We start from the raw sequence: 26,858 nt of genomic DNA on the forward strand, positions 1-26,858 counted from the left end.
CCGTTCTTCACGGCTGAGCCTTGGCCAGCCATTCACCGCCGTCCACCACGAAGATGCCACCGGTAATCCAGTCACCCGCCGGTGACGCGAGAAACGCCACCATGTTCGCCACATCGCGTGGCGATCCCCACCGTCCCAACGGAATACCTTTGCGGGCGTACTCGGCCATTCTTTCTTCGGCCGCTGCAAACAGATCGGGCACACCGCTGTCTGCAGGAGGCGTGAAGGCCTTGCGCACCCCCTCGGTAGGAATGGGGCCCGGCGCAATGGCATTCACACGAATACGCTGCGGGGCCCACTCCACGGCGAGCGTTTTGGTGAGGGCATCCACCCCCGCCTTGGCGGCGGTGGCATGCGCCATGAGTGGCCATCCGCGGTAGTGCAGCGTCATGCTCGTGCTAACGATTCGTCCACCGCCCTGTTTGGCCATGATGGGATACACCGCCTGCGAGCAATAGAACGTGCCGTAGAGATCGATCTCCACGACGGCCTTCCAGGCATTGGGCGAGAGCGTCGCACTCGGGGCGTAGAAGTTTCCGGCGGCGTTGTTCACCAGCAGATCAATGCGGCCGTGTGTCTCCGCGACGTCGGTGATCACCTGCTTCACCCGCTCGGGATCGCGCACATCGAGTTGCACGACACTGGCCTTGTATCCGCGCGCCGTGATGCTCGCCAGCGCCGCCTCGAGATGCTCGGGCTTTCGACTGGCAATCACCACATGCGCGCCAAGCTCGGCCAGCAACTCCGAGATTCCAAGCCCAATGCCTGTCCCGCCACCAGTCACCAGGGCGACCTGTCCATCAAGCAACCCGGGGCGAAAGACCTGCGCGTGCGCCGGCGTGGTGGTGCTGTCAGTCATGAGAGGAGTCCGGTGAAATGGCGTCGAGTGCCAATGAAACCTGCGTATCGAGACAAAAGCTCTGACGATGATGCGGCGTGAGGCCGTATTCCGCGAGCGCCTGCCGATGAAAGGCTGTGCCGTAGCCGCTGTTCCGCTCCCACGCGAAATGCGGATAGCGCAGGGCCAGCGATGTCATCAGGCGGTCGCGCGTGACTTTGGCAATGATGCTGGCGCAGGCGATGGCGTAGCACTTGGCGTCGCCCTTCACCACGGCCGTGTGGTCCACCCCGAGGGTGCGCAACGGCTTGCCGTCCACGAGCACGTGGTCTGGTGCAGCGCCGAGGCGTGTCGGAATACGCTGCAGCGCCCGTCGCATCGCCAGCACGGTGGCGTGGTAGATGTTGATGCGATCCACCTCGCGGGCGCTGGCCGCGCCGAGGGCAATGACGAGCGCCTGTTCCCGAATGCGGGCGGCGAGCACCACGCGCGTGGCGTGGTCGAGCTGCTTGGAATCATTGACGCCGGCAATGGCCCGACGATCGTGCGGCATGATCACCGCACATGCGACAACGGGGCCCGCTAAGGGGCCCCGTCCCACTTCATCAACACCGGCCAGCAGAGGACCATGCTGCTCTCGCAGCGTGCGCTCGATGGGGCTCCAGCGAGCCACAGCAGGCGACTCTGACCAGCGCGCCCGCGCTTACTTCGCGGGGCGGATGACCTTGCGTTCCTTGATGCGGGCGGCCTTGCCCGTCACGTTGCGCAGGTAGTACAGCTTGGCACGGCGTACCACGCCACGACGGACCACAACGATTTCGGCCAGCATCGGGCTGTGCACCGGGAAGATGCGCTCCACACCAACGCCGTTGGAAATCTTGCGCACCGTGAACGTTTCGCTCACACCAGCGCCACGACGGGCGATGCAAATGCCTTCGAACGCCTGCACGCGCTCCTTGTCGCCTTCCTTCACGCGCACATTCACACGCACGGTGTCACCGGCGCGGAACGGAGCGACTTCCTTCATCCACTCTTTCTGGGTTTCGATAAACGGATGCATCGTTCGGAACTCCGGGGCCGCAAAACTGGCCCGGTTCAAGGTGCTGCGGATCCGGCGCCCCACCGCGCCAGTACTGCGGGCGCGAACCGGGAAATTGCCGGTGCGAGAGGCCATGACGCGGACACGAAAGCGAAGTCTTTCGGCCGGAATCGACGTGGCATCGCCGCCAGACCGACGCCGCGAGACCGTTGCCGGCCCGCGCGGAGGTGCTGGGACTGTTGCTGGGTGGAACAGGGTGTATCAGCTGTCCCCGAATCGGGGAGAGCTTTGGAACATAGCCAGACCGGCCCGGGGATGGTAGGGGCCGGTCATGGTTCAGGAATGGCCACCGTCGCCGGTTCGCTCAGCCCATGTGCGTGATAGACTCCTGACATGAACATGCCGCAATATCCCATTTCCCGGAAAGCCCCTCAGGCCGACAGCTACCATGGGGTCACCGTCGCCGACCCCTACCGTTGGCTGGAAGACGACCGCTCCGACGAGACGGCGGCCTGGGTTGAGGCCCAGAATCGGGTCACGTTCGACTACCTGCACCAGCTCCCCTACCGGGAGGCTCTGCAGGCCCGAATGACCGCCCTCGTGAACTACCCCCGGCAATCGCCCCCCGAACAGAAGGGCCCCTGGCTGCTCTTTGCCCGTAATGATGGGCTGCAAAACCAGGCGGTGTACTTCCTGCAGCACGGGGAACAGGGTGAGCCGGTGGTGCTCCTCGACCCCAATGCCCTGTCCGAAGACGGGACCACCCGGGTGGCCGGGCTGACCTTCGACCGGCTGGGGCGCTACATCGCCTATATGGTGAGCCATGCGGGCTCCGATTGGCAGCAGATCCGGGTGCTGGATCTGGCCACCCGCGAGACCCTCCCCGACGTGGTGGATTGGGTGAAGGTGTCCGCCATCGCCTGGCATGGGAACGGCTTCTACTACAGCCGCTACCCGGAGCCTGGCGCCGACGAGGGCGCCTATTCCGCCCGCAACGACGACCATCAGGTGTTTTTCCACGCCCTCGGCACGCCGCAGTCGGCAGACCGTCTGGTGTACCACGACCCGGAGAATCTCCAGCGCTTCCACATTGTGGGCACGACGGAAGACGAGCGGTTTGCCGTGCTGTCCATCAGTGATCGTGGCAAAGGGAAGGACGGTAACGCGCTGCTGGTGAAGGATCTCACCCGCACGGACAGTGAGTTTGTGCCGGTGTGGACGGAGTTTGATGACCAGTTCACCGTGCTGGAGAACGATGGGGATGCGCTGCTGGTGCTGACCAACCGCCTGGCGCCGAACCAGAGAGTGGTGCGCATTGACCCATCTCACTTCGGCGAGGAACACTGGACCACCATCATCGCGGAACGGGAAGAACCACTGGAGGGGGTGAGCACTGCCGGTGGCCGACTCTTTGCGCAGTATCTCAAGGACGTCACCTCGCGAGTTTTTGTGCACCGCTACGATGGCACCCTGGAACGGGAGGTCGCGCTCCCGGGCCTGGGGACCAGTGTGGGCTTTGCAGGGGATCACGATACACGCGACGTCTTCTATACCTTCACGTCGTTCACGGCCCCGGCGACGGTCTACCGGTATCAGCTGTCGTCGGGCGACAGCACCGTGTATCGCGAGGTGGCACTGCCGTTCGATCCGTCGCAGTTCGAGACGCGTCAGGTATTTGCCACGAGCAAGGATGGTACGCAGATCCCGGCATTCATTGTGGCGAAGAAGGGACTGGTGCTCGACGGCAACAACCCCACCCTGCTCTACGGGTACGGCGGGTTCAATGTCTCGCTGCCGCCGTCATTCAGTGCGCTACGCGTGGCGTTCCTTGAGCAGGGGGGCGTGTACGTACAGGCCAACCTGCGGGGCGGTGGCGAGTATGGGGAAGCCTGGCACCAGGCAGGGATGAAGGAGAAGAAGCAGAACGTCTTTGACGATGCCATTGCGGTGGCCGAGTGGCTGTTTGCGCATGGGTACACGCGCAGCGACAAGCTGGCCATTCAGGGCGGCTCCAACGGCGGCCTGCTGGTGGGCGCGCTCATGACGCAGCGCCCGGAATTGGCGCGGGTGGCACTGCCGGCCGTGGGCGTCATGGACATGCTGCGCTTTCACACCTTCACGATTGGCTGGAACTGGATAGCCGACTACGGCTCCAGTGACGACGCAGAGGCGTTCCAGTACCTCTATGCGTATTCCCCGCTGCATAACCTGCGCGATGGTGTGGCATACCCGGCTACGCTCATCACCACGGCCGACCATGATGATCGCGTGGTCCCCGCGCACTCCTTCAAGTTTGCGGCGCGGCTGCAGGAAGCACACGCGGGTGATACGCCAGTGCTCATTCGTATTGAGACCAAGTCCGGGCACGGCAGTTCATCACTCACCAAACAGATCGAAGAGATGGCCGACGTGTACAGCTTCGTCTTTGCCAACCTCGGGGTCGTGCCGGTGTTTGGGGGGTAGTGCGGTGCGCAGGGGCTGATTGAACTGCCGGGAATGACAACAGCAAGACTTACTGCATGACAAATGCATGACGACGGCGGAGGAACACGAGGCCCGTCATGCTGTTGTCAAGCTATAGCTCATGCTGTTGTCCTGGAGGGAAGTTTTTGCCTCTCCGCCGAATAGTTCTCAACGCGCCGAACCTCACCACCCGGCCCAAAGTTGAGCAGCAACCCCACCGGACAGCGCGCCACCACCAAATAGTGCAGCAGTTGGTCGCGATGAATCTGCAAGAGCCGCGACACCTGCTTGGCCTCTATGACCACGACGTCATTCACAATCACGTCAGCTCGGTAGTGGCCGACGTCAACCCCTCGGTGCTTCACCACGAAGGGGACTTCCTGCGCCACCTGCAGGCCGGCGTGGCGTAGCTCAACCACGAGGGCGCGGTGATACACCCGCTCCAGCAAGTTGGCGGGCAAGGTATCGCGTACGAGATAGAACGCCGCGATGATCTGTTCGGTGAGTTCCTGATGCGGATACCGCACAAATGCCTCCGGGGGTGAACGGCCAAAATTAGGCCAGTCACCCCCGGATCACGTTACCGCCACAACGCCCGCGAACTCATTTCACCGGGAACGGCCTCGGCGCCGGCAGCTGCTCCGCGAACTTCCACGGCGCAGCGCCGCCGCGTTCAAGCGGTACCTTCGCCAGACGCGCCCGGACCATGGCAATGGGCATTGGGCCACCCTGATAGAGCGCATCATGGAACTCGCGGTCCTTCATCTTGCCGCTGGCCACCAACTCCTTGTACAGCGACCGCAGCTGCAAGCCGCCCAGCATATAGGCCGCCTGATAGATGGGCGAATATGATCCGTTGAACGAACGCCGCACCTCAGCCTCGGAGTTGGCGCGCTCGAACGGCACCTTGTCCACCAGATATTCAATGCACTGCTCCGGCGTCATCTTGCCCAGATGAAAGCTGAGCGAAAAGACAATGCGCGCACTGCGATGCATGCGCCACGCCAATGCACCAAGGCGGTCTTCGGGACGCACATGAAAGTCGTGGTCCCACAGAAACATCTCCCAGTACAACGCCATCCCTTCATTCCAAAACGGCGTGTTGAACAGACGACGGTGCGTGTTGTAGCGCGCCGTCATGAACCCCTGCAGATGATGTCCGGGGTTGAGCTCGTGGAACACCGTGGCGCGGGAGAAGTGCGGGTTGTTCCCCCGCATGCTCATCATCTTTTCTTCGTCGGTCATCTCGTTGGTGGGATACGACACCAGAATATTCTCACCACCAAGAAAGAACGGACTCACCCGCTGACGCTCCGGCGACAGCATCTCCATGCGCCAGTCTTCGCGCGCCAACGCCGGAATGGTGACCCAGTCCTGCTTTCCGAAGAACGCCTCGGCTTCATTGGCGAGATCACGAATGAGATCCGGCTGCTTGCCCGGCTCCACATACATGTTCTTCACCTTCTCCATGGCCGCCTTCCAGTCGTCTCCAAAGCCCAACTGGCGCGCCGCCTTTTTGGCCTCCGCTTCGCTGAAGGCGTACTCACGCTCGGCAATCGCCACCAACTCATCGGCCGTATACGGAATCATGGCGTGGCGCAAATCCATGGCCAGCCCTTCGGCGCCAATAGGATCGCCAATAATCGGCTCGTTGGCCGACGCGGCGTTGCGTGGGGCCTGCGCCGCGGCACCGCCCGGGCCTCTACCGCCACCGGGACCGCCAGTGGCAGCCACCGAAGGCGCGGCGGCTGCGACCTGAATACCCACAATGCGCTGACGAATGGTCTGCGTGTAGCGTCGCATGGCCTCGTCCAGCGTCTGGTACGGGGTGGCCGCCCACCAAGTGAACACGGGGTCGTAGCCGCTGTAAAAGCGATACCACTGCGACACCACATTGCGAATCTGATCGAGCTGATCAGCCGTTCGGTTACCCACGGTACGCGACACCTTGGGCGCCGATGCGCGCGCACGACTGCTGTCGCCCCCCGCTCTCGCCGCACCACCCGGCGCCGGCTCCAGCAGGGCGCGCAGACTGTCAATCTGTTTGGTGACCTCGGAGAGCGTGCGCGCCGCCTGCTGCCCATTGATGCTGTTGAGCTCACGACGTGCCTCGTGCAACGCCAGCAGCCGGTCACCGAAGGGCATGAGGGGCGCCATCTCCTGCATCTGCTTGTCCTCGCGCTCCATGAGCTCGAGCTGATAGCGCAGGTGGTTGTCGAGCAGTACGTAGTCGGCTTTGCCTTCCTGCGACAATTTCCCGAAGTCGAGCCCCGTGAGCCGTTCCCGCCACGCCGAGAAGAAGGCACGCATGCGCGTGCGCTGCGACTTGGAATCGGGGGCGTCATACCGACGCTGCAGCGCTGACTGATCGGCCGCAAAGCGCGTGATCACCTCAGCCAGCTCACTGGTGGTGGTGCCCATGAACTGCGACAACGCCGGAACGCTGGCCTTGGGATCGGCCGGAAAGATCTGCTTCGTTGTCGGCGGTACACCGGGACCCTGGGCCAGTGCAACGCACGGCGCCAACAGGCCGCTGACGAGAAACGCCGAAGCGAAACGACGAGGGTGCACGACACGCTCCACGGGACAAGGGGCTGTTTACTGTCTGATCACGACTCCCGTCGTGATGTCATCGCCCCAAGTTGGCTCGCCGCGCGACTTTTGGCATCACCCCGCGCCGGATTCCGCGGCAAGCGTTTCCAGGACTTCCCAGCGCTCCATGAGCACCGTGAGGTCGTTGTCCATGGTCGCCAGCTCGCCCTGCAGCGCCACCACCCGCGCCCCATCGCGCAGGACGGCGGGATCGCTCAACTGCGAGAAGACCCCGTTGCGCGCCTCTTCCAGTGCGGCAATCCGGTCGGGGAGGGCGGCCAGCTCGCTCGTCTCCTTGTACGACAGCTTTCGTTTTTTGGCCTTTGTGGGCGCAGCCTCCGACGACGGCGTCGGTCGACTGGACTTGACCGGCGCAACCTCCGGCAGCACGACCGGACGCTGCCGCACCCAATCGGTGTACCCACCGGCGTACTCGCGCACCACGCCCCGCCCTTCAAACACCAACGTACTGGTCACCACGGCATCAATGAACGCGCGGTCGTGGGAGACCAACAGCAGCGTGCCATGAAAGTCGAGTAACAGCTGCTCCAGCACGTCCAGCGTCTCCATATCGAGATCGTTGGTGGGCTCGTCGAGCACCAGCACATTGAACGACCGCGTGAACAGTCGCGCCAGCAGGAGGCGGTTCCGCTCGCCACCACTGAGCGCCCGCACCGGTGTGCGCGCCCGATCCTGAGTGAACAGAAAGTCCTGCAGATAGCCGTTCACATGCCGACGCTGACCACCCACCTGCACCCACTCGGTGCCATCACCAATGGACTCAAAGACGCTCTGGTCGGGGTTCAGCTGTTCCCGCAACTGATCGAAGTACGCGACTTCCAGGTTGGTGCCGTGCCGCACCGTGCCGGCCTGCGGCACCAGTTCGCCAAGGAGCAGCTTGAGCAGGGTGGTTTTGCCGGACCCGTTGGGGCCCACCAATCCGACCCGGTCGCCACGCATGATGGTGGCGCTGAAGTCCTGCACGATGGGGCGATCGCCATGGGCAAACGTGAGCCCTTGGGCTTCCAGCACGAGACGGCCGGAGCGTTCGGCTTCCTGAACCTGCGCACGGGTGGTCCCGAGGCGGTCACGCCGCCCTGCCCGCTCCACGCGCATGGCTTCGAGCGACCGCACCCGCCCTTCGTTGCGGGTACGACGCGCCTGAATGCCGGTCCGAATCCACACCTCTTCCTGCGCCAGCCGACGATCAAAGTCTTCCCACTCCTTCGCCTCGGCGTGCAGCATGGCGTCCTTCCGCTCGAGGTACGTGTCGTAGTCCGTCCCGAAGTCGGCCAAGCGGCCTCGATCGAGTTCCACAATACGCGTGGCCACCCGACGCAAGAAGGCGCGATCGTGCGTGACGAAGATGAGCGAGATCCCCTGCGTGATGAGATACTCTTCCATCCACTCAATCGCGTCGATGTCGAGGTGATTGGTGGGCTCGTCAAGCAGCAGGACATCGGGGGCATTTACCAATGCGCGGGCCAACAGCGCCTGACGCGTGCGCCCTCCCGATGCCTGCTTAATGCGCGCTTCGGGATCGAGCGCCAGATGCTGCAGTACCGTTTCCACCCGCAGATGCAATTGCCACGCATTGGCGGCATCAATCTGCCGATGCAACCGGTCGAGCTCCTGCAGCGCTTTCTCGGAATGATCGGTGGCCACCAACACCGATGCGGCATGATAGCGCGCCAACAGTTCGCCGTTGGCCCCAAGCCCGGCCGCCACGATATCGAACATGGTACCCTGCAGGGTGCGCGGCACGTCTTGTTCGAGGCGTGCCACCGACACGCCCCCCTGCCGTACCACGATGCCGCTGTCTGGTGTGAGCGTGCCATCGAGCACTTGCATGAGCGTGCTCTTGCCAGCGCCGTTGCGTCCCAGAATGCAAACGCGCTCTCCGCGCTCAATGGCAAAGTTCGCGCCGTTGAGTACCGGTGGCCCGCCAAACGCCACCGTGATGTCCTGCAGCGAGACCAGTGCCATCAGCGGGCACCACTCCGTGCACGCGAACGCGCAGGACGCACGGTGGTCACCGTACTTTCGCGACCGTTGCGATCGACCGCCGTCACGAGCACACGCTCTGCGGCTGACGCGGTCGCGTCTCCAATGACGAGCGTGCTGTACGACGCCGGCAACACCCAGCTGCGCCACACGCCGTCGCGAAGTACCCGCACCGTGGTCCAGCGTGCGCGCGCCCCCGGCGTGATATGCACGATCTCTTCGTTCGACGCCGCATTCCGGTGTCGCGTTGCAACCGGTGCCGCAGGTGCGGTTTTGCCAAGCCACGGCGACGCCGGCACCAGCGCCGGTTCGGTATACAACTCCGCCACCAGCTTGTCGGCCAGCAGGGCTGCCTGCTGCGGTGCTGGTGGCTGTGTCAACACGCCCACGCTCACCGGTGACCGCGCGCCCTGAGCGGGCATGAGTGAGCGCATGCTGAAAAAGATGTCGCCGGTGGCCCCCTGCCCGCGGGCCGTGGTGGCTCGTGTGGCGCGGATCTGATTGTTCAGTTCATCGAGCGGCCACTCAGCCCCACCGCCGCCGGCGCGGCTGGAGTTATGCCCCGGCCACATATGGCGCCCCTTCACATTCTCTCCTATCCACCAGTCGAGCAGCACCGGATAGCTTTGCGCGGGGCGCGCGATGGGCCAATACAGCTGCGGCGTGAAGTAATCCACCCACCCTTCGCGCAACCACTTTCGTGAGTCACCGGCCAGCTTTTCGTACGAGTCAAAGCCCTGCACACTGGCCGGGTAGCCCGGGCGCCAGATACCGAACGGACTGATGCCCACCTTCACCCACGGCTTGAGCGCCTTGGTGCGGCGGTACACCTGCTCCACGTAGCGATCCACATTGTCGCGACGCCAGTCGGAGAGGCCCAACATGCCCCCACGCGCCCGGTAGCGGGCATACGACCCGCTATCGGGGAATGGCACCTCGACCTTGTTGCTGTCCGTCTCCGGATAGGGGTAGAAGTAGTCATCCACGTGAATGCCATCCACGTCGTACCGGGCCACCACGTCGAGCGCCACCTTCACGGAATGCGCCAGCACCCCGGGCTCCCCCGGATCCATCCACAGATACTTGCCATACGACTTCACCCACTGCGGGTGGGTCTTGACCATGTGCGTACGCGCGTTGCTTCCCGTCATGCTGGGGTGGCGGGCCCGATACGGATTGAACCACGCGTGCAATTCCAGACCACGCGCATGCGCTTCCCGGACGGCAAAGGCCAGCGGATCGTAATACGGCTCCGGCGCGCGTCCCTCCACGCCGGTGAGGTACGACGACCACGGCTCCAGCTTGGAGGCATATAACGCGTCGCCGGCTGGTCGCACCTGCAGCAGCACCGCGTTCAGCCGGAGCTCCCGCGCGCGGTCCAGCAGCGCCAGCAACTCCGCCTGCTGTTGCCACGACGTCAGTCCGGGCTTGGAGGGCCAGTCGATGTTGGCCACACTGGCCACCCAGGCGCCGCGAAATTCGCGTGGAATGGTGGGCGGTTCGTTCGTCGCTGGGCTCAGCTGCGCATTGGCCGGTGCGGCGCTCAACAGCACCCCAAGGGTGAGAGCCGCGAGACGGCGCCCCGGCCAGGAAGCCGTCGGGCGAAACGCAATTCGAGAGAAAAGACTCATGCGCTAAGGATAGCCACGGAATCGTACGGTGTCCCCCGTGACATTCCCGCCGTGGCGAGCGAACATTGCCTCATGAGCCTTCCCCTCCCAGAGTATGACGCGCTCGATGGCCTGGCGCTGGCCGATCTCGTCCACCGGCGGGAGTTGACCGCCACCGAAATCACGGAAGCGGCGCTGGCCCGGGTGGCGACCCGGAATCCGGCGCTCAATGCCGTGGTAAGGCCACTCGACAGCCTGGCGCGACAGATGGCCACCCGCATTCCCGACGGCGCGCCATTCGCCGGCGTGCCCATGCTGATCAAGGACCTGATGGCCACGATTGCCGGGGTACCAACCAGCAACGGCACGCGCCCGCTGCAGCAGGTCACCCCGGCGCACGACAGCGAACTGGTGGCCCGGTATCGTCGGGGGGGCGCGGTATTTGTGGGCAAGTCCAACACCCCGGAGTTGGGGATTACCCCCTTCACCGAAAGTGAGGCGCTGGGGCCGGCGCGAAATCCGTGGAACGTGGCGTACACCCCGGGTGGCTCCAGCGGGGGCAGTGGTGCTGCGGTAGCCGCCCGCATGGTGCCCATTGGACACGGCGGCGACGGCGGTGGCTCCATTCGTATTCCGGCCTCGTGCTGCGGCGTCTTTGGCCTCAAGCCCACTCGCGGCCGTGTGCCCACCGGCCCCGACTTCGGTGATTCATGGCGGGGGTTTGTGCAGGAGCACGTGATCACACGCAGCGTCCGTGATTCGGCTGCCATGCTTGATGTAACCGCCGGTGAAGACGCCGGCACCCCGGTGGCCTGCCCGGCTCAGGAGCGCCCCTATCTCGACGAGGTCACCCGCGAGCCGGGCGCGTTGCGCATTGGCATCAGCACGGCCCCGTTCTTTGGCAGCAGTGTGCACCAGGATTGTGTGGACGCGCTCGAAGACACCGCGCGCTTACTCGAGTCGTTGGGCCATCACGTGGAACGCGCAGAGCCCGTGGTGGACGGCGCACGTCTCGCCAAGGCGTTCCTCACCGTCGTGGCGGCCGAGTGTCGCGCGGATATTGAGTGGATGGGCGAACAGTTGCGGCGCGCCCCGCGCGCTGACGACGTGGAAGTGGCCACGTGGGCGTTGGGACTGGTGGGAGCGTCGTACAGTGCCAGTGAGTACGCCACGAGTGCGCGACTGTTGCAGATGGCTGGCCGGACCTGTGGCGCCTTCTTCACACGCTACGATCTGCTTGTGACTCCCACGCTCGGCACCCCACCAATCCGGATTGGGGAGCTGCAACCCACCGGTGCCGAACACGCCGCGTTAGCGATGTTTGGGCGCATGAAGCTAGGCGGTGTGCTCAAGCTGGCCGGACTGCTGGACGAAACGGCCAGGAAAGTCTTCGGCTTTATTCCGTTCACACCGTTGTTCAACGTGACCGGTCAGCCGGCCATGTCGGTGCCGTTGCATTGGAACAGCGCCGGTCTGCCCATTGGCACACAGTTCGTGGGCCGCTTTGGAGATGAAGCCACGCTGTTTCGGATAGCCGGACAATTGGAACGGGCGAGACCGTGGGCACAGCGTGTGCCTCCCGGTCTCGCCTAGTCCCGTCCTCGCCGTTACTTCGCGCCGCTCACCCGCTTGGCATTCACCAGGCGGGCCACGCCACTCAACGTGGTCTGCGCGGCGTTCAGCCCAAGCCGGAAATCCGCGTCGGTAAACGTGGAGAAGAGATCGGTGGGCTGATGCCAATGCGGGTCCCACCCGCTCCCCACTTGCGTGCCCCGCTCATTCTCGCGCAACGAAACGGCAGCGATCAAATCCTGAAACGGACCGGAATCGGTGTTGGTCATATGCGGACCCACCTGCGCCGGATAGTCGGTGGCATACTTGGCGTTGGAGCCATGAAGGAACCACGCCAACTCCGCCGACTGCTTCGCCATCTTCGAGTTCGACTGAAACTCAATATTCACATCGGCTTCGGGGCGCTGATTTTTGGGAATGGTGCCATCGGGGTTGGGCATGCCATGATCGAACATCATCATGTCGTGCTGGATCATCCCCAGCCACTTGGGCTCCGGATATTTCCCCGACCCCTTGGGCTCCTCGATGCCCTGCAGCTTGGCGCGCTGATCAACATAGGCCCGCGCACCATTGAGGCCGGTTTCTTCGTTGTTCCACAGCACGAAGCGAATGGAGCGCTCGGTCTGCACCGACGGATCGCTGAAAATGCGCGCGAGTTCCATCACGATAGCCGATCCTGATGCGTCGTCGTTGGCGGCCTCGCCCCAGCCAATGCCGTCCATGTGGCCACCAATGATGTACATCTCGTCGGGACGCGTGGTCCCCACCTTGGTGCAGTACACTTCCTGACGCAGACCAGGGGTACTGGGCTCTGCATTCAGCGCGCGCAGTCGGGCGTCGGGCTGACGGAGGGAATCGTTGTTCACCCCCGTGCGAGTACGCACGCCCCGGGGCCGTCCACCGCCAGAGGCCACCGGCGGCCCCTGCGGCCGAGCACCTTGCTGTCCCGCCCCGCCCGGCCCGCCCGCCGGACGCGGCGCCGGTGGTGGCGGGTTGAACTCATAAGTGATGCGCTCGGTATTGGTGCAGCCGTAGCTCCTGAGCTGCGCCTCAATCCAGTCCACCGCGTCACGGTTGCGCTTGGTACCCTGGCGCCGGTCCCCAAAGGCCGTGAGCCCCTTGATGGTGGCCTTGTAACGCTCGAGGTCGAGCTGCGACACCATCACTGCCACCGGGTCGGTGGAGTCCACGGCCAACCGCGGCGTGGGGAGCACATTCGACTGTGCCTGCGCCGACTGCGCGGCCGACGTGATGAGAGCCAGCAGGATGGCCGGTGCAAGGCCGGCAGGGGTCGTTCGACGCATGAAGCACGGGGCTGGAGGGCAATGACGCGGAACGCGGTCCATCGGGTATTCAAACCAAGCTGACGTATCAAACCGTCGAAGCGTTGATCTCTCCGAAACCTGCGTCAAAAACCGACGTCCTGTCAGGGGACCGCTTCTACGTGAGGAAATGCCCATGTCCCGCTTCTCCCGGTATCCCAACGCTCGCGCCGTGTCGATGGCCGCCCTCGTTGGGGCATTGCTCCCGTCCTGTCTGACGGCACAATCCGACCGTCGCACCCTCGCCGGCGACTCGGTGGCACTGTTCAACGTGGCCGGTAGCGTGCGCATTGAACGTGGCAGCGGTCGCGATGTCACCGTTGACATCACACGCCGTGGCCGCGATGCCGACCGCCTCCGCATTGAGACCGGTACCGTGCGCGGAATCCCCACACTGCGCATCATCTACCCCGGCGAAGACATTGTGTACCGCGGTGGCGCGTCGCGCGGACGCTGGTCGCAGACAGAAATACGGGACGATGGCACCTGGGGTGGGCGTTGGTCCGGCGGTCGGCGCGTCAAGGTGAAATCGTCCGGCGATGGTCTTGAGGCGTGGGCCGACATTCGTGTCATGGTCCCGACCGGCCACGCGCTGGAGGCGCATCTGCTCGTGGGCGATATGACCGCCATCAATGTTGATGCCAACTTGGTGCTCGACGTGAGCGCGGCCGCCGTAATGGTAGACCGCACCGATGGCAGTCTCTCGGTGGATGCCGGGTCTGGTGGCGTCACGTTGCGCGATGTGCGGAGTACGCGCCTCACCGTGGACAACGGCAGCGGTGGCGTGAACATGCGGGACGTACGCGGCGATCGCTGTACCTTCGACCTTGGCTCGGGAGCGGTGGACGGCACGAATGTTTCCTGCCAGAGCATGACGGTGGATGTAGGATCGGGGGGTGTTCGACTCACCGAAGCGTCAGCGCGCACGGTTAAGGTTGATGCCGGCAGTGGTGGCGTGTCCCTCGACCTGCGTACGGCGCCGAGCTCGGTAGAGGTAGACGCCGGCTCCGGCCCCGTGACACTCTCGCTGCCGTCATCCATCGGGGCGACGCTGGACATCGACACCGGGAGCGGCGGCATCAGCACGGACTTCCCCATTCGTACCGATCGGGTAGAACGCAACCGCCTGCGCGGGACCATTGGGAACGGCAACGCACAGATCCGCGTGGAAACCGGGTCTGGCGCCGTGCGGATTCGGCGTGGGGCCAACTGAGCATGGTGCGGCCTCCGGGCAGGGGAAACTGCCGGGAATGACAACAGCATGAGCTACCGCAAGACAACCGCATGACGGCGCGGGGTTACTCCGCAGTTCTCATGCTTTTGTCATGCGGTAGGTCATGCTGTTGTCCCGGCTCGCAGTTGCCGTCTCGCTCGTCCGCCACTAATTCCACTGCATGGCCAATGCAAATGCCACCCCACACTGGTGGCAGGATGTCCGTGATGCCCTAAAGGGCACGCAGCACGACTACACCACCGGTTCCATTGGACGGGCAATCTTTCTGCTCGCCATTCCCATGGTGCTGGAGATGTTCATGGAGAGTCTGTTCGCACTCTCGGACGTCTTCTTTGTGGCGAGACTTGGCGCGGCCGCGGTCGCCACGGTGGGGCTCACCGAGTCCATGATGATCGTGGTGTACACGCTGGCCATGGGGCTTGCCATTGCCGGCACTGCTCTCGTGGCGCGCCGTGTGGGCGAGAAGGATACCGACGGCGCCGCCCGAGCCGCCGTGCAGGCACTCTGGCTGGGGGCCACCGCTTCCGTTGTTCTCGGCGTGCTCGGGGCCTGGTTTGCCCCCGAGCTGCTGCAGCTCATGGGGGCGGCCCCCGATGTCCTGGCCACCGGCACCACCTTCACGCGCGTCATGCTTGGTGGCAGCGGCAGTGCCTTCCTGCTGTTCGTCATCAACGCCACCTTTCGCGGCGCCGGTGACGCCGCCGTGTCCATGCGCGTACTCTGGCTGGCCAACGCCATCAATATCGTGCTCGGCCCACTTCTCATCTTCGGCGTTGGACCGTTTCCCGAGATGGGTGTAACCGGCGCCGCCGTGGCCACCACCATTGGACGCACCACCGGCTGTACGCTGGCGCTCTGGAAGCTCACCAACGGCAGTGGACGGCTGCGTGTGCGGGCACATCACCTGACGGTTGAACTCGACACCATTGGGCGTCTGCTGCAACTCAGCGTGAACGCGACCTTTCAAGTACTGGTAGGCAGCCTGTCGTGGATGGTGCTCATTCGTCTCATGGCCGGCTTTGGCAGCGCGGCCATGGCCGGGTATACCATTGCCGTCCGCATGGTCATGTTTGCGCTGTTACCCGCCTGGGGGCTTGGCAACGCCGCCGCCACCATGGTGGGGCAGGCCCTCGGTGCCCGCGACCCGGCGCGCGCCGAACAGGCGGTATGGCAGGCCGCCCGCTACAACGTGGCGTTTCTGGGATTGGTGGGGGTGGTATTCCTGACCGCCACGCCGTGGATCATTGGGGCCTTCACTACGGAACCCGCCGTGCGCGATGTGGCGGTAAATGGCTTGCGGCTCATGGCCTGGGGCTTTCCGTTGTACGCATTCGGCATGGTCTTAACACAAGCGTTCAACGGGGCCGGCGACACCCGCACGCCTACGCGGATCAACATCGGAGTCTTCTGGTTGTTCGAACTTCCACTCGCCTGGGTGTTGGCCAAGCATTCGTCGCTTGGCCCGAGCGCCATCTTCGTGTCCGTGATGGTGTCGTACTCCGCCCTCGCCGCCGTGAGTGCCCTGCTCTTTCGGCGTGGGCACTGGAAGCTGCAACAGCTCTAGCGCTCCCGGTCAGGGCGTTTTGAGCAGCTGACTCAGCGCGCCCTGATACCCAAACTCCCACGTGCTGCCGTAGCGGATATCGGCAATGCGCCACGTGGTTTGCGGCTTCACCAGCACGAGCGTATCGCTCCACATCACCGCGGGTTTCTGATCGGTGTTGGTGAAGGCCACGAGGACCAGTGCCGTGTCACCACGCATGGTCGTGGATTTCGCACTATACGTAGAGTGCCCTTCAAACAGACTGCTGAACGGGTTGCCGTCGGCCAACGGCGGCTTCTCAGTGGGCGCCGTCTTTGTGGCCGAGTCGCGCCGAGCGTAGGCGGCGCTCAGTTGGGTCGCCAGCGCCGGCACCAGATACGGCTCAATCGCCATGAGGGCGCGCGGTTCCGGCAGGTCGCGGACCCCGCTGATTTCAAGCGTGACGTAGAACTGCATGGCCACATCGGCGGGCGTGGAATCCTCCGCTTTGGCACAGGCTGCCAGTAGCAAGGCGGTGCTCGCCGCTATTGCTGTGACGGCAACGCGGACACTACGCGGACGACGCATCATACCGTGAGTGGTCGGGAGGAGGATGGCGTGGCGGTCTCCGCCTCTCGCGCACGGCCGCCCAGCCAGGCCCAGACCATGACCAGCAGCAGCGACACCACATGATACCACGCCGGGTACGTCGTCCAGGTCGCGACCGTGCCGGCAATGTTGAAGGCGAGCCCCAACCCGCCCAAAGCCATCGCGTGGCGCATGGGGTGGGCCGGCGCCATCCGCGCCGCCAGATACGATCCCAGCGTAGCATACAGTCCCACGTACGCGACGGTGAGCACCAGGATGGTGACGCTGGAGGTGCTGCCGTCCGCGTTGAACAGCGAGGGTAGCGCCTTCTGAAGCGCCACATCGGTCCCAATGCTCATGAGCGCAATGAGGATGAAGCCGGTAAAGACGGCGAAAAAGCTGCGATACATGACCTGATGGGAAGTAAACGTCAGGGGGGAGTGTCCTGAAGCTGCGGCCGAAGTCACCCGGCAGCAACCGTGGTGCGTCGCCGAAGTTCACCACGAAGGAGCCACAGGGTGAATCCTGCCTGCAGGGTCATTGTGACGACCGATAACACCCACACATGACGCAGTCGGAAACCTGGACGTTGAGCGAGCATGAGCGCAGGCGCGGCAAAAGTGACGAGCCGCGAGGCGCTGCTGATGAGCGACGGCACCGTGTTCCCCAGCGCCTGGAACATGCCACTACACGTGAAGATCAACCCCGACGCCACGAAGTTCCACGAGATGGTGCGCAGAAAGTCGGTAGACACCAGCAACACCGACGCTTCGTCGGTAAAGCCTTGCACAAACAGCTCCGGACGCCACTGACACATGAGCGTCAGCAGCGCCATGAGTGCGCTGCCCATGATGGCTGCCCACCGAAATGTGTCACGCACCCGCTGGAGTTGCCCCGCCCCCATATTCTGCCCGGCCAACGGGGCGGCACTGAACGCAATGGCCATGGCGGGCAGGAAGATGCTCTGCATGACGCGCGATCCAATCCCGTACCCCGCCTGTGCCGCCGCCCCGAAATCACGAATGACGAAGTAGATGACGGCGGTGAACAGAAACATGAGCGCAAACTCGGCGCCGGGCGGCACGCCAATGCGCAGCATGCGCGCCAGCACATCCCACCGCGCCGTAAGCAGTTCGCGCTTGAAGCCTACGTAGTGCTCAAGTCGGAGGAAGTAGATGAACATCAGCACCACCGCAATCCCGATGGCAATGGAGCTCGCCAGCCCGGCGCCTGCCGCCCCGAGCGGTCGTCCGGTGCCCCAGCCCGCAATGAGCACCGGAGCCAGCACAATGTTGAGGACCACGGTGACGATCTGCACCAGCATGGTGGGCTTCACGATGCCGGTACCACGCAACGCCGATCCCATGGACACGAGGGCAAACTGCAACCCAAGCCCCGGCAGGTACCACTTCAGATAAGAGAGCCCGGCCGCCTGCGTCGCGGGATCAGCGCCGACGGCGCGCATATATGGACCGGCCAGCGCAAACCCGCCCAGCAGCGTGATGAACGCGCAGACGAACGCCCAGACCACGCTCTGGTTGAACACCAGATTGGCGTCGTCGCGATCCTGTCGCCCCACGGCGTTGGCAATGAGCGGCATGGTACCCACGCCAAGCACCTGTGTCAGCGCCATGACGATGAATTGCACGTTGCCGGCCGAGCTCACCCCGGCGACGGCCGCGTCGCCGAGTCTGGTCACAAACCAGAGATCCACCAGGTAATACATCGTCTGGAAAATCATCCCGAAAGCCATCGGGAGAGCCAGTCGGATCAGGTGTCGGGGTATGGAGCCCGTGGTCAGGTCGCGCATCCCCAAGCCTGTGGCGGCGCCACGCCGAACGCAACGTCCGCTTGCGCGCAGGTGACCAGGCGATCTCCGGCGGGTCCCAGAGGCGGGTTGCCACCCGCCTCGTCGCCCTGCTGATTACTGGGCTATGATCACCACCCAGCCTGTGCCAACGCTCAAGACCACTCTGGCTCTCGCCCTCCTCTTTACCGTTCCTCTGGCGGCCTGCTCCAAGCGCGCCGACGAGGCACCCATCATTGGTATTGTCACGAAAACGGAGACCAACCCGTTCTTTGTGAAAATGCAAGAAGGGGCAGAACAGGCCGCTGCGGCCAACGGCGTCACGCTGCTCACCGGCGGTGGCCGTTCAGACGGGGACAATGCTGGTCAGGTGGCGGCCATTGAAAACCAGATTGCCGCCGGTGCGAAGGTGATTCTCATTTCGCCCAGCGATGCCAAAGCGATCGTGCCCACCATTACCCGTGTACGGGAAGGCGGGGTGCTGGTGATTGCGCTCGATAGCCCCACCGACCCCATGGAGGCCACCGACGGGTTCTTCGGCACGGACAATTATCGCGCCGGTGAACTGATTGGTGCCTACGCCAAGGCCCGCCTCGGCGAGAAAGTGCCCAAGGTGGTCACCATCGATCTCATTCCTGGCCATCCCACTGGCGCGCAACGCCATAACGGGTTCCTCAAGGGTATGGGTCTCGCCACCAACGAGCGCACCAGCAATGAAAACGCGTCGCCATCCGAAGTGGTGTGCATGGGCAACAGCATAGGCGACCAGGCCAAGGCCCAAACGGTCATGGAGAACTGCCTGCAGAGTGACCCCACGGTGAATGTGGTCTACGCCATCAACGAGCCGAGCGCTGCCGGGGCCTACAACGCGTTGCGCAAAGCCGGGCGTGACAAGGATGTCTTGCTGGTCACCGTGGACGGTGGCTGCCGCGGGGTGGCCGATGTGGCCGAGGGGCACTTTGCCGCTACGGCCCAGCAGTATCCGTTGCGGATGGCAGAACTGGGCGTTCAGGCCGCGATGGAGTTCTTCAAGAGCGGCAGGAAGCCCTCCGGCTTTGTAGACACCGGCGTCGCACTGGTGGCCGGAGAGCCGGTGGCTGGTGTGAAGAGTCTGAGCGCCGGCGAGGCGGCCTCGCGCTGTTGGGGCACGAAGTGAAGGCTCGGCATCTCGCCACATTCGGACCGCTCATTGCTCTGCTCGTGGCGTGTGCGTTTTTCGCCTCGCAGTCCGCACGCTTCCTCACTCCTGACAATTTCTCGCTCATTGCGCAGCAAGTCATGGTGGTGGGTGTGTTGGCCATTGGCCAAACCCTCATCATTCTCACGGCGGGCATCGATCTGTCGTGCGGCATGCTCATGGCACTGGGCAGCGTGCTCATGACAACCATGGCCACTCGCCACGGCGTGTCCCCCGTGTCAGCCATTGTCCTGGGTTTGGGTGCCACCACATTGGCGGGCATCGTCAACGGCCTCCTCGTCACGCGCATCAAGCTTCCGCCGTTCATCGTGACGCTCGGCACCATGAACATTGCCTTCGCGCTTACCCAAATCCTGTCGCGATCGCAAAGTGTTACCGAGGTCCCACCGCTACTGACGGCACTGGGCAACACCGTGCAGGTGGGCGGTACGCGCATTGCGTTTGGTTCGCTTGCCATGGTGCTGCTGTATGGCGCCGCGTGGTGGCTGCTGCGTGAAACCGCCGGAGGGCGACACATCTACGCTGTTGGCAACAATCGCGAGGCGGCGCGGCTGTCGGGCATCAATACCGAACGCGTCCTGCTCTCGGTGTATGCCATGGCGGGTTTGCTGTATGGCGTCGCGTCGCTGCTCGCGGTGGCACGCACCGGCGTGGGAGACCCGCAGGCGGGTCAAACGGAAAACCTCGATACCGTTACCGCAGTGGTGCTGGGTGGTACCAGTCTGTTCGGCGGACGCGGCGTGATCCTTGGCTCACTTATTGGCGCGCTGATTGTTGGCGTGTTTCGTAACGGTCTCACGCTCATGGGCGTGCCGTCGGTGTACCAGATTCTGGTCACTGGCGTGCTGGTTATCCTGGCGGTGGCCACCGACCAATGGTCGCGAAGGGCTTCATGAGCGTCCCCCGCGATGCAGCCACCGTATTGCAAGCCCGCGGCCTGACCAAGCAGTATGGACAGGTGGTGGCGCTGGATCAGGCCGACTTTGATGTGCGAGCGGGAGAAATTCTCGCTGTCATTGGTGACAACGGGGCGGGCAAATCCTCGCTCATCAAGGCGCTCTCCGGCGCCATGCGCCCCGACGCGGGCGAGATACGACTGGATGGTACGCCGGTCGTGTTTGCGTCGCCGTCCGACGCGCGGCGCGCCGGTATTGAAACGGTATATCAGGATCTCGCCCTGGCGCCAGCCATGAGCATTGCCGAAAACCTGTTCCTCGGCCGTGAGCTGCGACGCGGCGGGGCGTTGGGGTCAGTCTTTCGTTGGCTGGACCGCCCCCGCATGCAACGTGAGGCGGCCGACGCGCTGCAGGCGTTGGGGGTCAATGTGCGTTCCATCACCCAGACGGTGGAGACGCTCTCCGGCGGGCAACGTCAGGGTATTGCCGTGGCCCGGAGTGCGGCCTTTGCGCGACATGTGGTCATTCTCGACGAGCCTACGGCAGCCCTGGGTGTGCGCGAGAGTGGCATGGTACTGGATCTCATTCAGCGGGTGCGTGACCGTGGGCTGTCGGTGGTGCTCATCAGTCACAACATGCCGCATGTGTTTCAGCTGGCCGACCGGATCCACATTCAGCGACTGGGGCGGCGCGCGGCACTGGTTGACACGAAGGACATTTCCATGGCCGAAGCCGTGGCCATCATGACGGGCGGCACGGCCTGATTGCCAGCAGCGCGGCGGGCTCACATGTTCAGGGAGCTGTTCCCTCCCGTTCACTCCCGCCCAATGCCCGCCATGCGCCGACTGCTTCTTTTCGCCGCGTTCACGACAGCCCCTTCACTTCTGGTGGCGCAGTCATCGCCCACCATGCCTGCGGTCAACGACCGACCCAACCCCTACCGCACCGTTGAGGGGTGGGCCAAGCTGCCGGAGGGGCGCACCTGGGGCTCCACCAGTGCGGTGGCGATTGACAAGGATGGCAAAAGCATCTGGGTAGCCGAACGGTGCGGGGTGAACAACTGCGCCAACTCCACGCTCCCTTCGGTTCTCAAGTTCGACCAGAATGGCAAACTGACCGCGTCCTTTGGCAGCGGCATGATTCTGTCGCCGCACGGCATTCACGTGGACAAGGACGGCAACGTGTGGGTTGTCGATTGTGCATGCACGCTGGGCGCCGCGCAGGTGCCGGCCGGCAAGGGGCACCAGATCCACAAGTTCAGCCCCACGGGTGCGCTGCTGATGTCACTCGGTGCTCCCGGTGGCGGACGAGACACGTCGTTCTTCTGGCAACCCAACGCGGTGATCACCGCCAGCAATGGTGACATCTACGTGGCGGAAGGTCACTCGTCGCGAGCCGGCGCCAACGCGCGGGTGCTGGCGTTCGATAAGAACGGCAAACTTCGCAAGAGCTGGGGCAGCTTTGGCAAAGGCGAGGGACAGCTCGATCAACCGCACACGCTGGCCATCGACTCCAAAGGGCGGCTCTTCATTGGGGACCGTGGCAACGACCGCATCCTGATTGTTGATAAGGATTTCAAGATCCTCGACACCTGGTATCAGTTCAGCCGTCCCAGTGGCATGTGGATTGACAAGAACGATGTGCTCTACGTTGCCGACAGTGAATCGGGCTCAGTAAACCCGCCACATGGTGCCTGGACGCGCGGCATTCGCATTGGCAGTGCGCGCACTGGTGAGGTGACGGCCTTCATTCCCGACCCCGACATCAAGCCGCCCAGCACAAGCAGCGCTGAGGGCGTGGCGGTGGATGCGGCTGGGAACATTTACGGGGCCGAAGTTGGGCAGAAGGCACTGAAGCGGTACGAGAAAAAGCAATAGCTCCGAATTGAAACGATCAGTTCCGGGTTTTGAGTTAGCGTTGTGGGAATTGGGTGAGAGACCCATTACTCCAAACTCCAACTCAGAACCCGGAACTGATCAGTTTACTGGTGCTTATTGCCCGCGCGTTCCTTGCAGCTACTTCCGCGGCAACTTCAGCGCCACGAGGCTCGTGTTTTCTTCCGCGCCGGTGGCGAACACGATGTACTGCTGCCCCTTGTGCAGGAACGTCATGGGCATCGCCGTGGTCTTGGCGGGAATCTGCAGCGCGCCAATCTGCTTTCCGGTCTTCTTGTCGAGCGCGAACAGCTTGGGCGGCTCACCGGGCAATCCGCCGCTGCGGCCGGTGCCATAAATCACCAGCGTTTTCGTGGTCATGGCTTGTGCCTGTCCGCGACCGCCCAGCGGCGGTAGCGTAACGCCTGCAAAGAGCGGATCGCGGCTCGTCTGCTTGATGAAGCCCGCGTTGGGCATCCACCAGGCCTTGTCGCCGGTCATGAGATTGTAGGCGGTAATGCCACCGAACTCTTTGGGCTTCGCAATGGAGATGCCGCCAATGTTGGAGCCGCTGGCGCGTCCGGCAAAGCCGACATTCTCGGGCGGCTTGTAGCCCGGCGGTGCCGGCAGTGCACCAATCAACCCGCAGTTGTTGGCCGGTGAGCTGTAGGCAAACTCCGAGCACGGATCGTTCTGCAACGCTGTGGTGCTGAGCCCCGTGATGGACGCGACATAGATCATGCCCGTCTCCGGATCGATGGTGGCACCACCATCAATGTTCACACCACCACTCGCGCCCGGTGCATACCATGCGCACGTGAACCCGGTCGCATCCTTCCCGTCACGCGCAGCCGGCGGAATGTAGTATGGCCCCATGCGGCACTTCTTGGCCAGCGCGAGCGCCGAATCACGAATGGCCGGCGTGTAGTCAATGAGATCGGCTTCCACCAATCCCTGCTGCGAATACGGCGCGGGCTTGGTGGGAATGGGTTGCGTGGGCGCCGAGACTTCACCCGGAATGCCGCTCTTGAGCACCGGCGTTTCCGGCATCGGCCAGATGGGCTGCCCCGTGATGCGATCAAACACGTAGAGCCACCCCTGCTTGGTGGGCTGCGCAACAATCTTGCGCGGCTTCCCGTCAATGGTGACGTCCATGAGGTTTGGCGCCATGGGCGTGTCGTAATCCCAGATATCGTGGTGCACCATCTGGAAGTGCCACTTGCGGAGACCGGTCTTTACATCGAGCGCAACCAGGCTGTTGCCGAACAGATTGTCACCCGGGCGATGGCCACCGTATTCGTCCATGAGCGGCATGCCCACCGGGATGTACACGAGTCCCGCGGCTTCGTCGGCGGCGTACGGCGCCCATGCATCGGTCTTGCCTACCCCCTTGGTGCCCTGCTTCGATCCGTTCTTCCAGGTGTCCGCACCAAACTCTCCCGGCTGCGGTACCAGGTTGAACTTCCATAGCAGACGGCCCGTAGGAATATCAAAGGCGCGAATGATGCCAATGGGATTGGAGGCACGAATGGGGTAGTAGCCATGAATAGACGAGTTGCCCACGATGAGCACATTCCCCACCACCATGGGGGGCGAACTCGCCGCAATCTGCCCCAGAATGCCCACTGTGCCATCGGCACCAATCTTCTTGACGTCGTCCCACGTTTCGCCGGGCTTAGCCTGACGGTACGGCGCGGCGTCGGAGATGATGAGCGGACCCGAATCATCCACGGCCAACTTCACCATGGGGTAGCCGAGTCCTTCCATGAGGTCGACGACGCCCCCCTTGCCGAACAGCGGATCGGGGCGACCAGTCTTGGCATCGAGCGATACCAGGTGGTAACCGGGCGTGGTCACCAGCACGCGTTCCTTGCCGCCCGAATTCCAGTACGCCAAGCCGCGTCCAGCAAACTGCCGCGGCGCCTTCTGCCAGCGAATGCCTTCTTCAAGGCGATACATCCACAACGTCTCGCCCGTCTCCGGATCGAGCGCCGTGACGACACGGCGCGTGGTGGCTACGGTGAACAGTCGTCCGTTGGCGTACAGCGGCGTGGCGCGGAAATACTCGTCTTTACCAAAGGCGCCGCCCTTCCACTCCCACGCCACCTTGAGCGAGTCGAAGTTGGACGCGTTGATCTGGTCGAGTGGCGAATAGCGGGTGCTCCACTGGTCGGCACCCCAGTGGCGCCATTCACCAAAAGCGTTGCCGCGCACCAGCGGCGAGGCGGCCTTCGTGGCCATCTGAGCGGGCAATACGTTCGTGGTGCCCGCCAGCGCCATGGCGGCGCCCAACGCAAAGGATGAGAAGGCGGTGCGAGAATGGAAACTACGTCCGATCATGGGTTCTCCGTACGTGCATCAAGGCGTGAGTCGTGCACCCTACCGAACTGCCTGCTGCGAACAAGGCCCTGCGATGGCACGCCCACGGCGCGCCCCTTCGTGGAATCCACCTTCACCGCCTTGAGCCACGACGGCTCGGCGTTCAACTCGGTCTGCCCGGCGGGCATGCCGTTGAGTTTGAGGATGTATGCCGTCACCCACACATACTCGTCTTCGGTGAGCGTGCCCGGTGCGACCTTGGGCATGGCCTGACTGAGATAGTCGTACAAATCGTACAACGGCCGCCCGTACCATTTGAGCTGAAAGGCGACGCCCTGGTGCGACGCCGTGGTATGACAGCCCAGGCAGTTGCTGTTGAAGACTTCGCGCCCTTTGGTAGCCTGCTCGGCCGTATACACGCCGGCCATGGTGGTCCGTATCTGGGCCTGCGCCTTCAGCGGCGCAACCGTGTACAGCGCACCGCTCAGCATCATGCACGCGAGCAGTCCAACCGGCATGGGCCGACGAGTCAGACGCGCCACAAGGCCGTTCAGTCCCCACGCAACACCAACGAGCACAAGCACCCCCATAAGCCCGCGAAGAACCGCAATGGCAAATGTGGCATCCATGGCCGGCATGGCGAATGGCAGTTCGCGCAGCACGGCATAGCGATTACCGGTCCAATGCCACGCTTCGTGCGCAACAAAGGCCGAGGCGACCACAATGGCGGCGCGTTCAGGGACCCGCGTGAAGAGGGCGTTGAACAAAGGGATCATGACGAGGAGCAAAGTAACTTGCGCCAATTCCACACCGACATTGAACGCGAGTAACGAGGTGAGCAAATGTCCGCCGGCAAACTGCAACGTATCGCGCAATGCGGCGGAGAATCCAAAACCGTGCACCAGTCCAAAGATGAACGCCACGAGCCATCGTTTCTCGAGGCGGGGGCCCAGCAGATTGCTCACGGCCATCAGGACAATGGACGCGGCAATAATGACTTCGACCAGCGCCGGGAACCACGCCCCGTCAGGCGTCGCCCCCAGCGCGGACGCGACCAGCGTGATGGAGTGCGCCACCGTAAACGATGTGACAATACCCACCAGCGGCCGGAGTTGCCGGAACGGCAGCACCAGACAGAGCAGGAACAGCACATGATCCAAGCCGCTCAGCATGTGCCACACCCCTTCCTTCACAAACTGGCCGGCGGCATGCCACCACCGCGGATCAACCCGCACCTCACCGGGATTGCCGTCGAAGCTGTACTGTCGCTCCGAGCCATCGGCATTTACCAGCGTCAGCACGGTGGTGGTACGTACCCCCAGATTCGCCCAGGCAGGCACCATCACCAGGTCACGCACGGGCTGGGTCGTGAGCACTTCAAGCAGCACTTCCAGCTTGAGCTGGCCGTGGGCAATGTCGGACACGTCCGACAGGGGCGCGCCAACAAGGGCAGCCAGCGCCGACTGATAGCCGTCAAACGACCGGTCTGACGGCAACGCCGCGCGAACGGCCACGACCTGCGGCGCAGTGAGGACCGTGCGTCCATCGCGCAGCGAGATGGCATCCGCCACCCACAGCTGCGCCGCATCGCGCAAGTACGGCAACGCACGCGAAAGCTCCAGTGCGTCGTTGGCCCGTACGGGAAAATCCACATCACGCACGGCGTCCATGGGGATCTGCACGAGCAAACGGATCCGGTCGGCGGTGGGCGCCACATAGGCCCGTACGCCAACATGCCGTGGGATTTCGTGGGCCAGCGCATCGCGCGCCGGTAGCAGGAGTGCCACCAGCGCCGCGATCGCCAACAGAAAGCGACCGAGACGCAAGAATTCTCTGGACAGGGGAGACGAGGCGGGTACCTTCAGGCACGTGGTCTCGACGTGAGGCCACGTCGGCGCGACCGTCTCCCTCCAACGGCGCGCCACTGCTCGAAATTACTACCACGGCGCAGGATGCACACGGGTCCCGCGCTACCTCCCT

21 protein-coding genes are annotated in these 26,858 nt (G+C 63.7%); 8 read left to right on the plus strand and 13 right to left on the minus strand.

Translation table 11 applies throughout. The features are described 5' to 3' along the window. Positions 1–7: 7 nt before the first annotated feature. From GEMMAAP_RS11620 to rplS, 3 genes are read right to left on the minus strand one after another with little or no spacing between them, the layout of a single operon-like run. Entirely contained in the window at positions 8–859 is an 852-nt protein-coding gene (locus tag GEMMAAP_RS11620; protein ID WP_043580691.1) for an SDR family oxidoreductase, read from the minus strand. Beyond that, positions 852–1,511 (minus strand): ribonuclease HII, encoded by a 660-nt coding sequence (locus GEMMAAP_RS11625; protein ID WP_043580689.1) that lies wholly within the window; start codon positions 1,509–1,511, stop codon positions 852–854. The genes GEMMAAP_RS11620 and GEMMAAP_RS11625 overlap by 8 nt, the downstream gene beginning before the upstream one ends. 30 nt (positions 1,512–1,541) lie before the next feature. Then, a complete protein-coding gene (gene rplS, locus GEMMAAP_RS11630) occupies positions 1,542–1,898 on the minus strand; it encodes a 50S ribosomal protein L19 (RefSeq protein ID WP_026849642.1) in 357 nt (118 codons plus the stop codon). A 372-nt stretch (positions 1,899–2,270) separates the two neighbouring features. Here rplS and GEMMAAP_RS11635 point away from each other — a divergent pair, with 372 nt between their 5' ends. Next, the gene (locus GEMMAAP_RS11635) at positions 2,271–4,340 is read left to right on the plus strand and encodes a prolyl oligopeptidase family serine peptidase (protein ID WP_026849641.1); all 2,070 of its coding nucleotides are present in this window, start codon (positions 2,271–2,273) and stop codon (positions 4,338–4,340) included. A 119-nt stretch (positions 4,341–4,459) separates the two neighbouring features. Here GEMMAAP_RS11635 and GEMMAAP_RS11640 read toward each other — a convergent pair whose 3' ends face one another. The 4 genes from GEMMAAP_RS11640 to GEMMAAP_RS11655 all read right to left on the minus strand — a co-directional run bounded on the left by GEMMAAP_RS11640 (position 4,460) and on the right by GEMMAAP_RS11655 (position 10,567). After that, positions 4,460–4,867: a GxxExxY protein gene (locus GEMMAAP_RS11640; protein WP_026849640.1), complete on the minus strand. Its 408-nt coding sequence runs from the start codon at positions 4,865–4,867 to the stop codon at positions 4,460–4,462. Between the two features lie 76 nt (positions 4,868–4,943). Continuing rightward, positions 4,944–6,911, minus strand: coding sequence for a DUF885 family protein (locus GEMMAAP_RS11645; protein WP_202969120.1), 1,968 nt, complete (start codon positions 6,909–6,911; stop codon positions 4,944–4,946). A 96-nt stretch (positions 6,912–7,007) separates the two neighbouring features. Then, entirely contained in the window at positions 7,008–8,918 is a 1,911-nt protein-coding gene (locus tag GEMMAAP_RS11650; RefSeq protein WP_026849639.1) for an ATP-binding cassette domain-containing protein, read from the minus strand. Then, positions 8,918–10,567, minus strand: a complete 1,650-nt coding sequence (locus tag GEMMAAP_RS11655) for a glycoside hydrolase family 10-like protein (RefSeq protein WP_082821261.1) — start codon at positions 10,565–10,567, stop codon at positions 8,918–8,920. Before GEMMAAP_RS11655 ends, GEMMAAP_RS11650 begins: the two co-directional genes overlap by 1 nt. Positions 10,568–10,639: 72 nt before the next feature. Between GEMMAAP_RS11655 and GEMMAAP_RS11660 the strand changes: the two genes are divergently transcribed. After that, positions 10,640–12,139, plus strand: a complete 1,500-nt coding sequence (locus tag GEMMAAP_RS11660) for an amidase (protein ID WP_026849638.1) — start codon at positions 10,640–10,642, stop codon at positions 12,137–12,139. 14 nt (positions 12,140–12,153) lie between these two features. On the opposite strand, the gene GEMMAAP_RS11665 is transcribed toward GEMMAAP_RS11660, so the two are convergent. Further along, positions 12,154–13,422, minus strand: coding sequence for a M20/M25/M40 family metallo-hydrolase (locus GEMMAAP_RS11665; protein WP_026849637.1), 1,269 nt, complete (start codon positions 13,420–13,422; stop codon positions 12,154–12,156). A gap of 154 nt (positions 13,423–13,576) precedes the next feature. Here GEMMAAP_RS11665 and GEMMAAP_RS11670 point away from each other — a divergent pair, with 154 nt between their 5' ends. Both GEMMAAP_RS11670 and GEMMAAP_RS11675 read left to right on the plus strand, forming a co-directional pair. Continuing rightward, positions 13,577–14,653 carry a DUF4097 family beta strand repeat-containing protein gene (locus GEMMAAP_RS11670; RefSeq protein WP_158514833.1) on the plus strand — a complete coding sequence of 359 codons (1,077 nt, stop codon included), beginning with the start codon at positions 13,577–13,579 and terminating at the stop codon, positions 14,651–14,653. A 181-nt stretch (positions 14,654–14,834) separates the two neighbouring features. Beyond that, a complete protein-coding gene (locus GEMMAAP_RS11675) occupies positions 14,835–16,238 on the plus strand; it encodes an MATE family efflux transporter (RefSeq protein WP_026849635.1) in 1,404 nt (467 codons plus the stop codon). Positions 16,239–16,247: 9 nt separating this feature from the next. On the opposite strand, the gene GEMMAAP_RS11680 is transcribed toward GEMMAAP_RS11675, so the two are convergent. From GEMMAAP_RS11680 to GEMMAAP_RS11690, 3 genes are read right to left on the minus strand one after another with little or no spacing between them, the layout of a single operon-like run. Then, entirely contained in the window at positions 16,248–16,787 is a 540-nt protein-coding gene (locus tag GEMMAAP_RS11680; RefSeq protein WP_145979108.1) for a YqhG/Tai3 family protein, read from the minus strand. Further along, positions 16,784–17,194, minus strand: a complete 411-nt coding sequence (locus GEMMAAP_RS11685) for a hypothetical protein (protein ID WP_026849633.1) — start codon at positions 17,192–17,194, stop codon at positions 16,784–16,786. Before GEMMAAP_RS11685 ends, GEMMAAP_RS11680 begins: the two co-directional genes overlap by 4 nt. A gap of 53 nt (positions 17,195–17,247) precedes the next feature. Continuing rightward, entirely contained in the window at positions 17,248–18,594 is a 1,347-nt protein-coding gene (locus GEMMAAP_RS11690; protein WP_043580687.1) for an MATE family efflux transporter, read from the minus strand. A gap of 124 nt (positions 18,595–18,718) precedes the next feature. Between GEMMAAP_RS11690 and GEMMAAP_RS11695 the strand changes: the two genes are divergently transcribed. The 4 genes from GEMMAAP_RS11695 to GEMMAAP_RS11710 all read left to right on the plus strand — a co-directional run bounded on the left by GEMMAAP_RS11695 (position 18,719) and on the right by GEMMAAP_RS11710 (position 22,562). Beyond that, a complete protein-coding gene (locus tag GEMMAAP_RS11695; protein ID WP_043580685.1) occupies positions 18,719–19,747 on the plus strand; it encodes a sugar ABC transporter substrate-binding protein in 1,029 nt (342 codons plus the stop codon). Beyond that, positions 19,744–20,685 (plus strand): ABC transporter permease, encoded by a 942-nt coding sequence (locus tag GEMMAAP_RS11700; RefSeq protein WP_026849631.1) that lies wholly within the window; start codon positions 19,744–19,746, stop codon positions 20,683–20,685. Before GEMMAAP_RS11695 ends, GEMMAAP_RS11700 begins: the two co-directional genes overlap by 4 nt. Beyond that, positions 20,682–21,449 carry an ATP-binding cassette domain-containing protein gene (locus GEMMAAP_RS11705; protein ID WP_026849630.1) on the plus strand — a complete coding sequence of 256 codons (768 nt, stop codon included), beginning with the start codon at positions 20,682–20,684 and terminating at the stop codon, positions 21,447–21,449. Before GEMMAAP_RS11700 ends, GEMMAAP_RS11705 begins: the two co-directional genes overlap by 4 nt. Before the next feature lie 72 nt (positions 21,450–21,521). After that, positions 21,522–22,562 (plus strand): peptidyl-alpha-hydroxyglycine alpha-amidating lyase family protein, encoded by a 1,041-nt coding sequence (locus GEMMAAP_RS11710; protein WP_075071654.1) that lies wholly within the window; start codon positions 21,522–21,524, stop codon positions 22,560–22,562. A 138-nt stretch (positions 22,563–22,700) separates the two neighbouring features. Here the strand turns inward: GEMMAAP_RS11710 and GEMMAAP_RS11715 are convergent, their stop codons facing one another. Then, a complete protein-coding gene (locus GEMMAAP_RS11715) occupies positions 22,701–24,899 on the minus strand; it encodes an outer membrane protein assembly factor BamB family protein (RefSeq protein WP_053334109.1) in 2,199 nt (732 codons plus the stop codon). Then, positions 24,896–26,704, minus strand: a complete 1,809-nt coding sequence (locus GEMMAAP_RS11720) for a HupE/UreJ family protein (protein WP_053334108.1) — start codon at positions 26,702–26,704, stop codon at positions 24,896–24,898. The genes GEMMAAP_RS11715 and GEMMAAP_RS11720 overlap by 4 nt, the downstream gene beginning before the upstream one ends. Between the last annotated feature and the right edge of the window lie 154 nt (positions 26,705–26,858).

It is taken from the genome of Gemmatimonas phototrophica (assembly GCF_000695095.2).
Classification (GTDB): Bacteria; Gemmatimonadota; Gemmatimonadetes; order Gemmatimonadales; family Gemmatimonadaceae; genus Gemmatimonas; species Gemmatimonas phototrophica.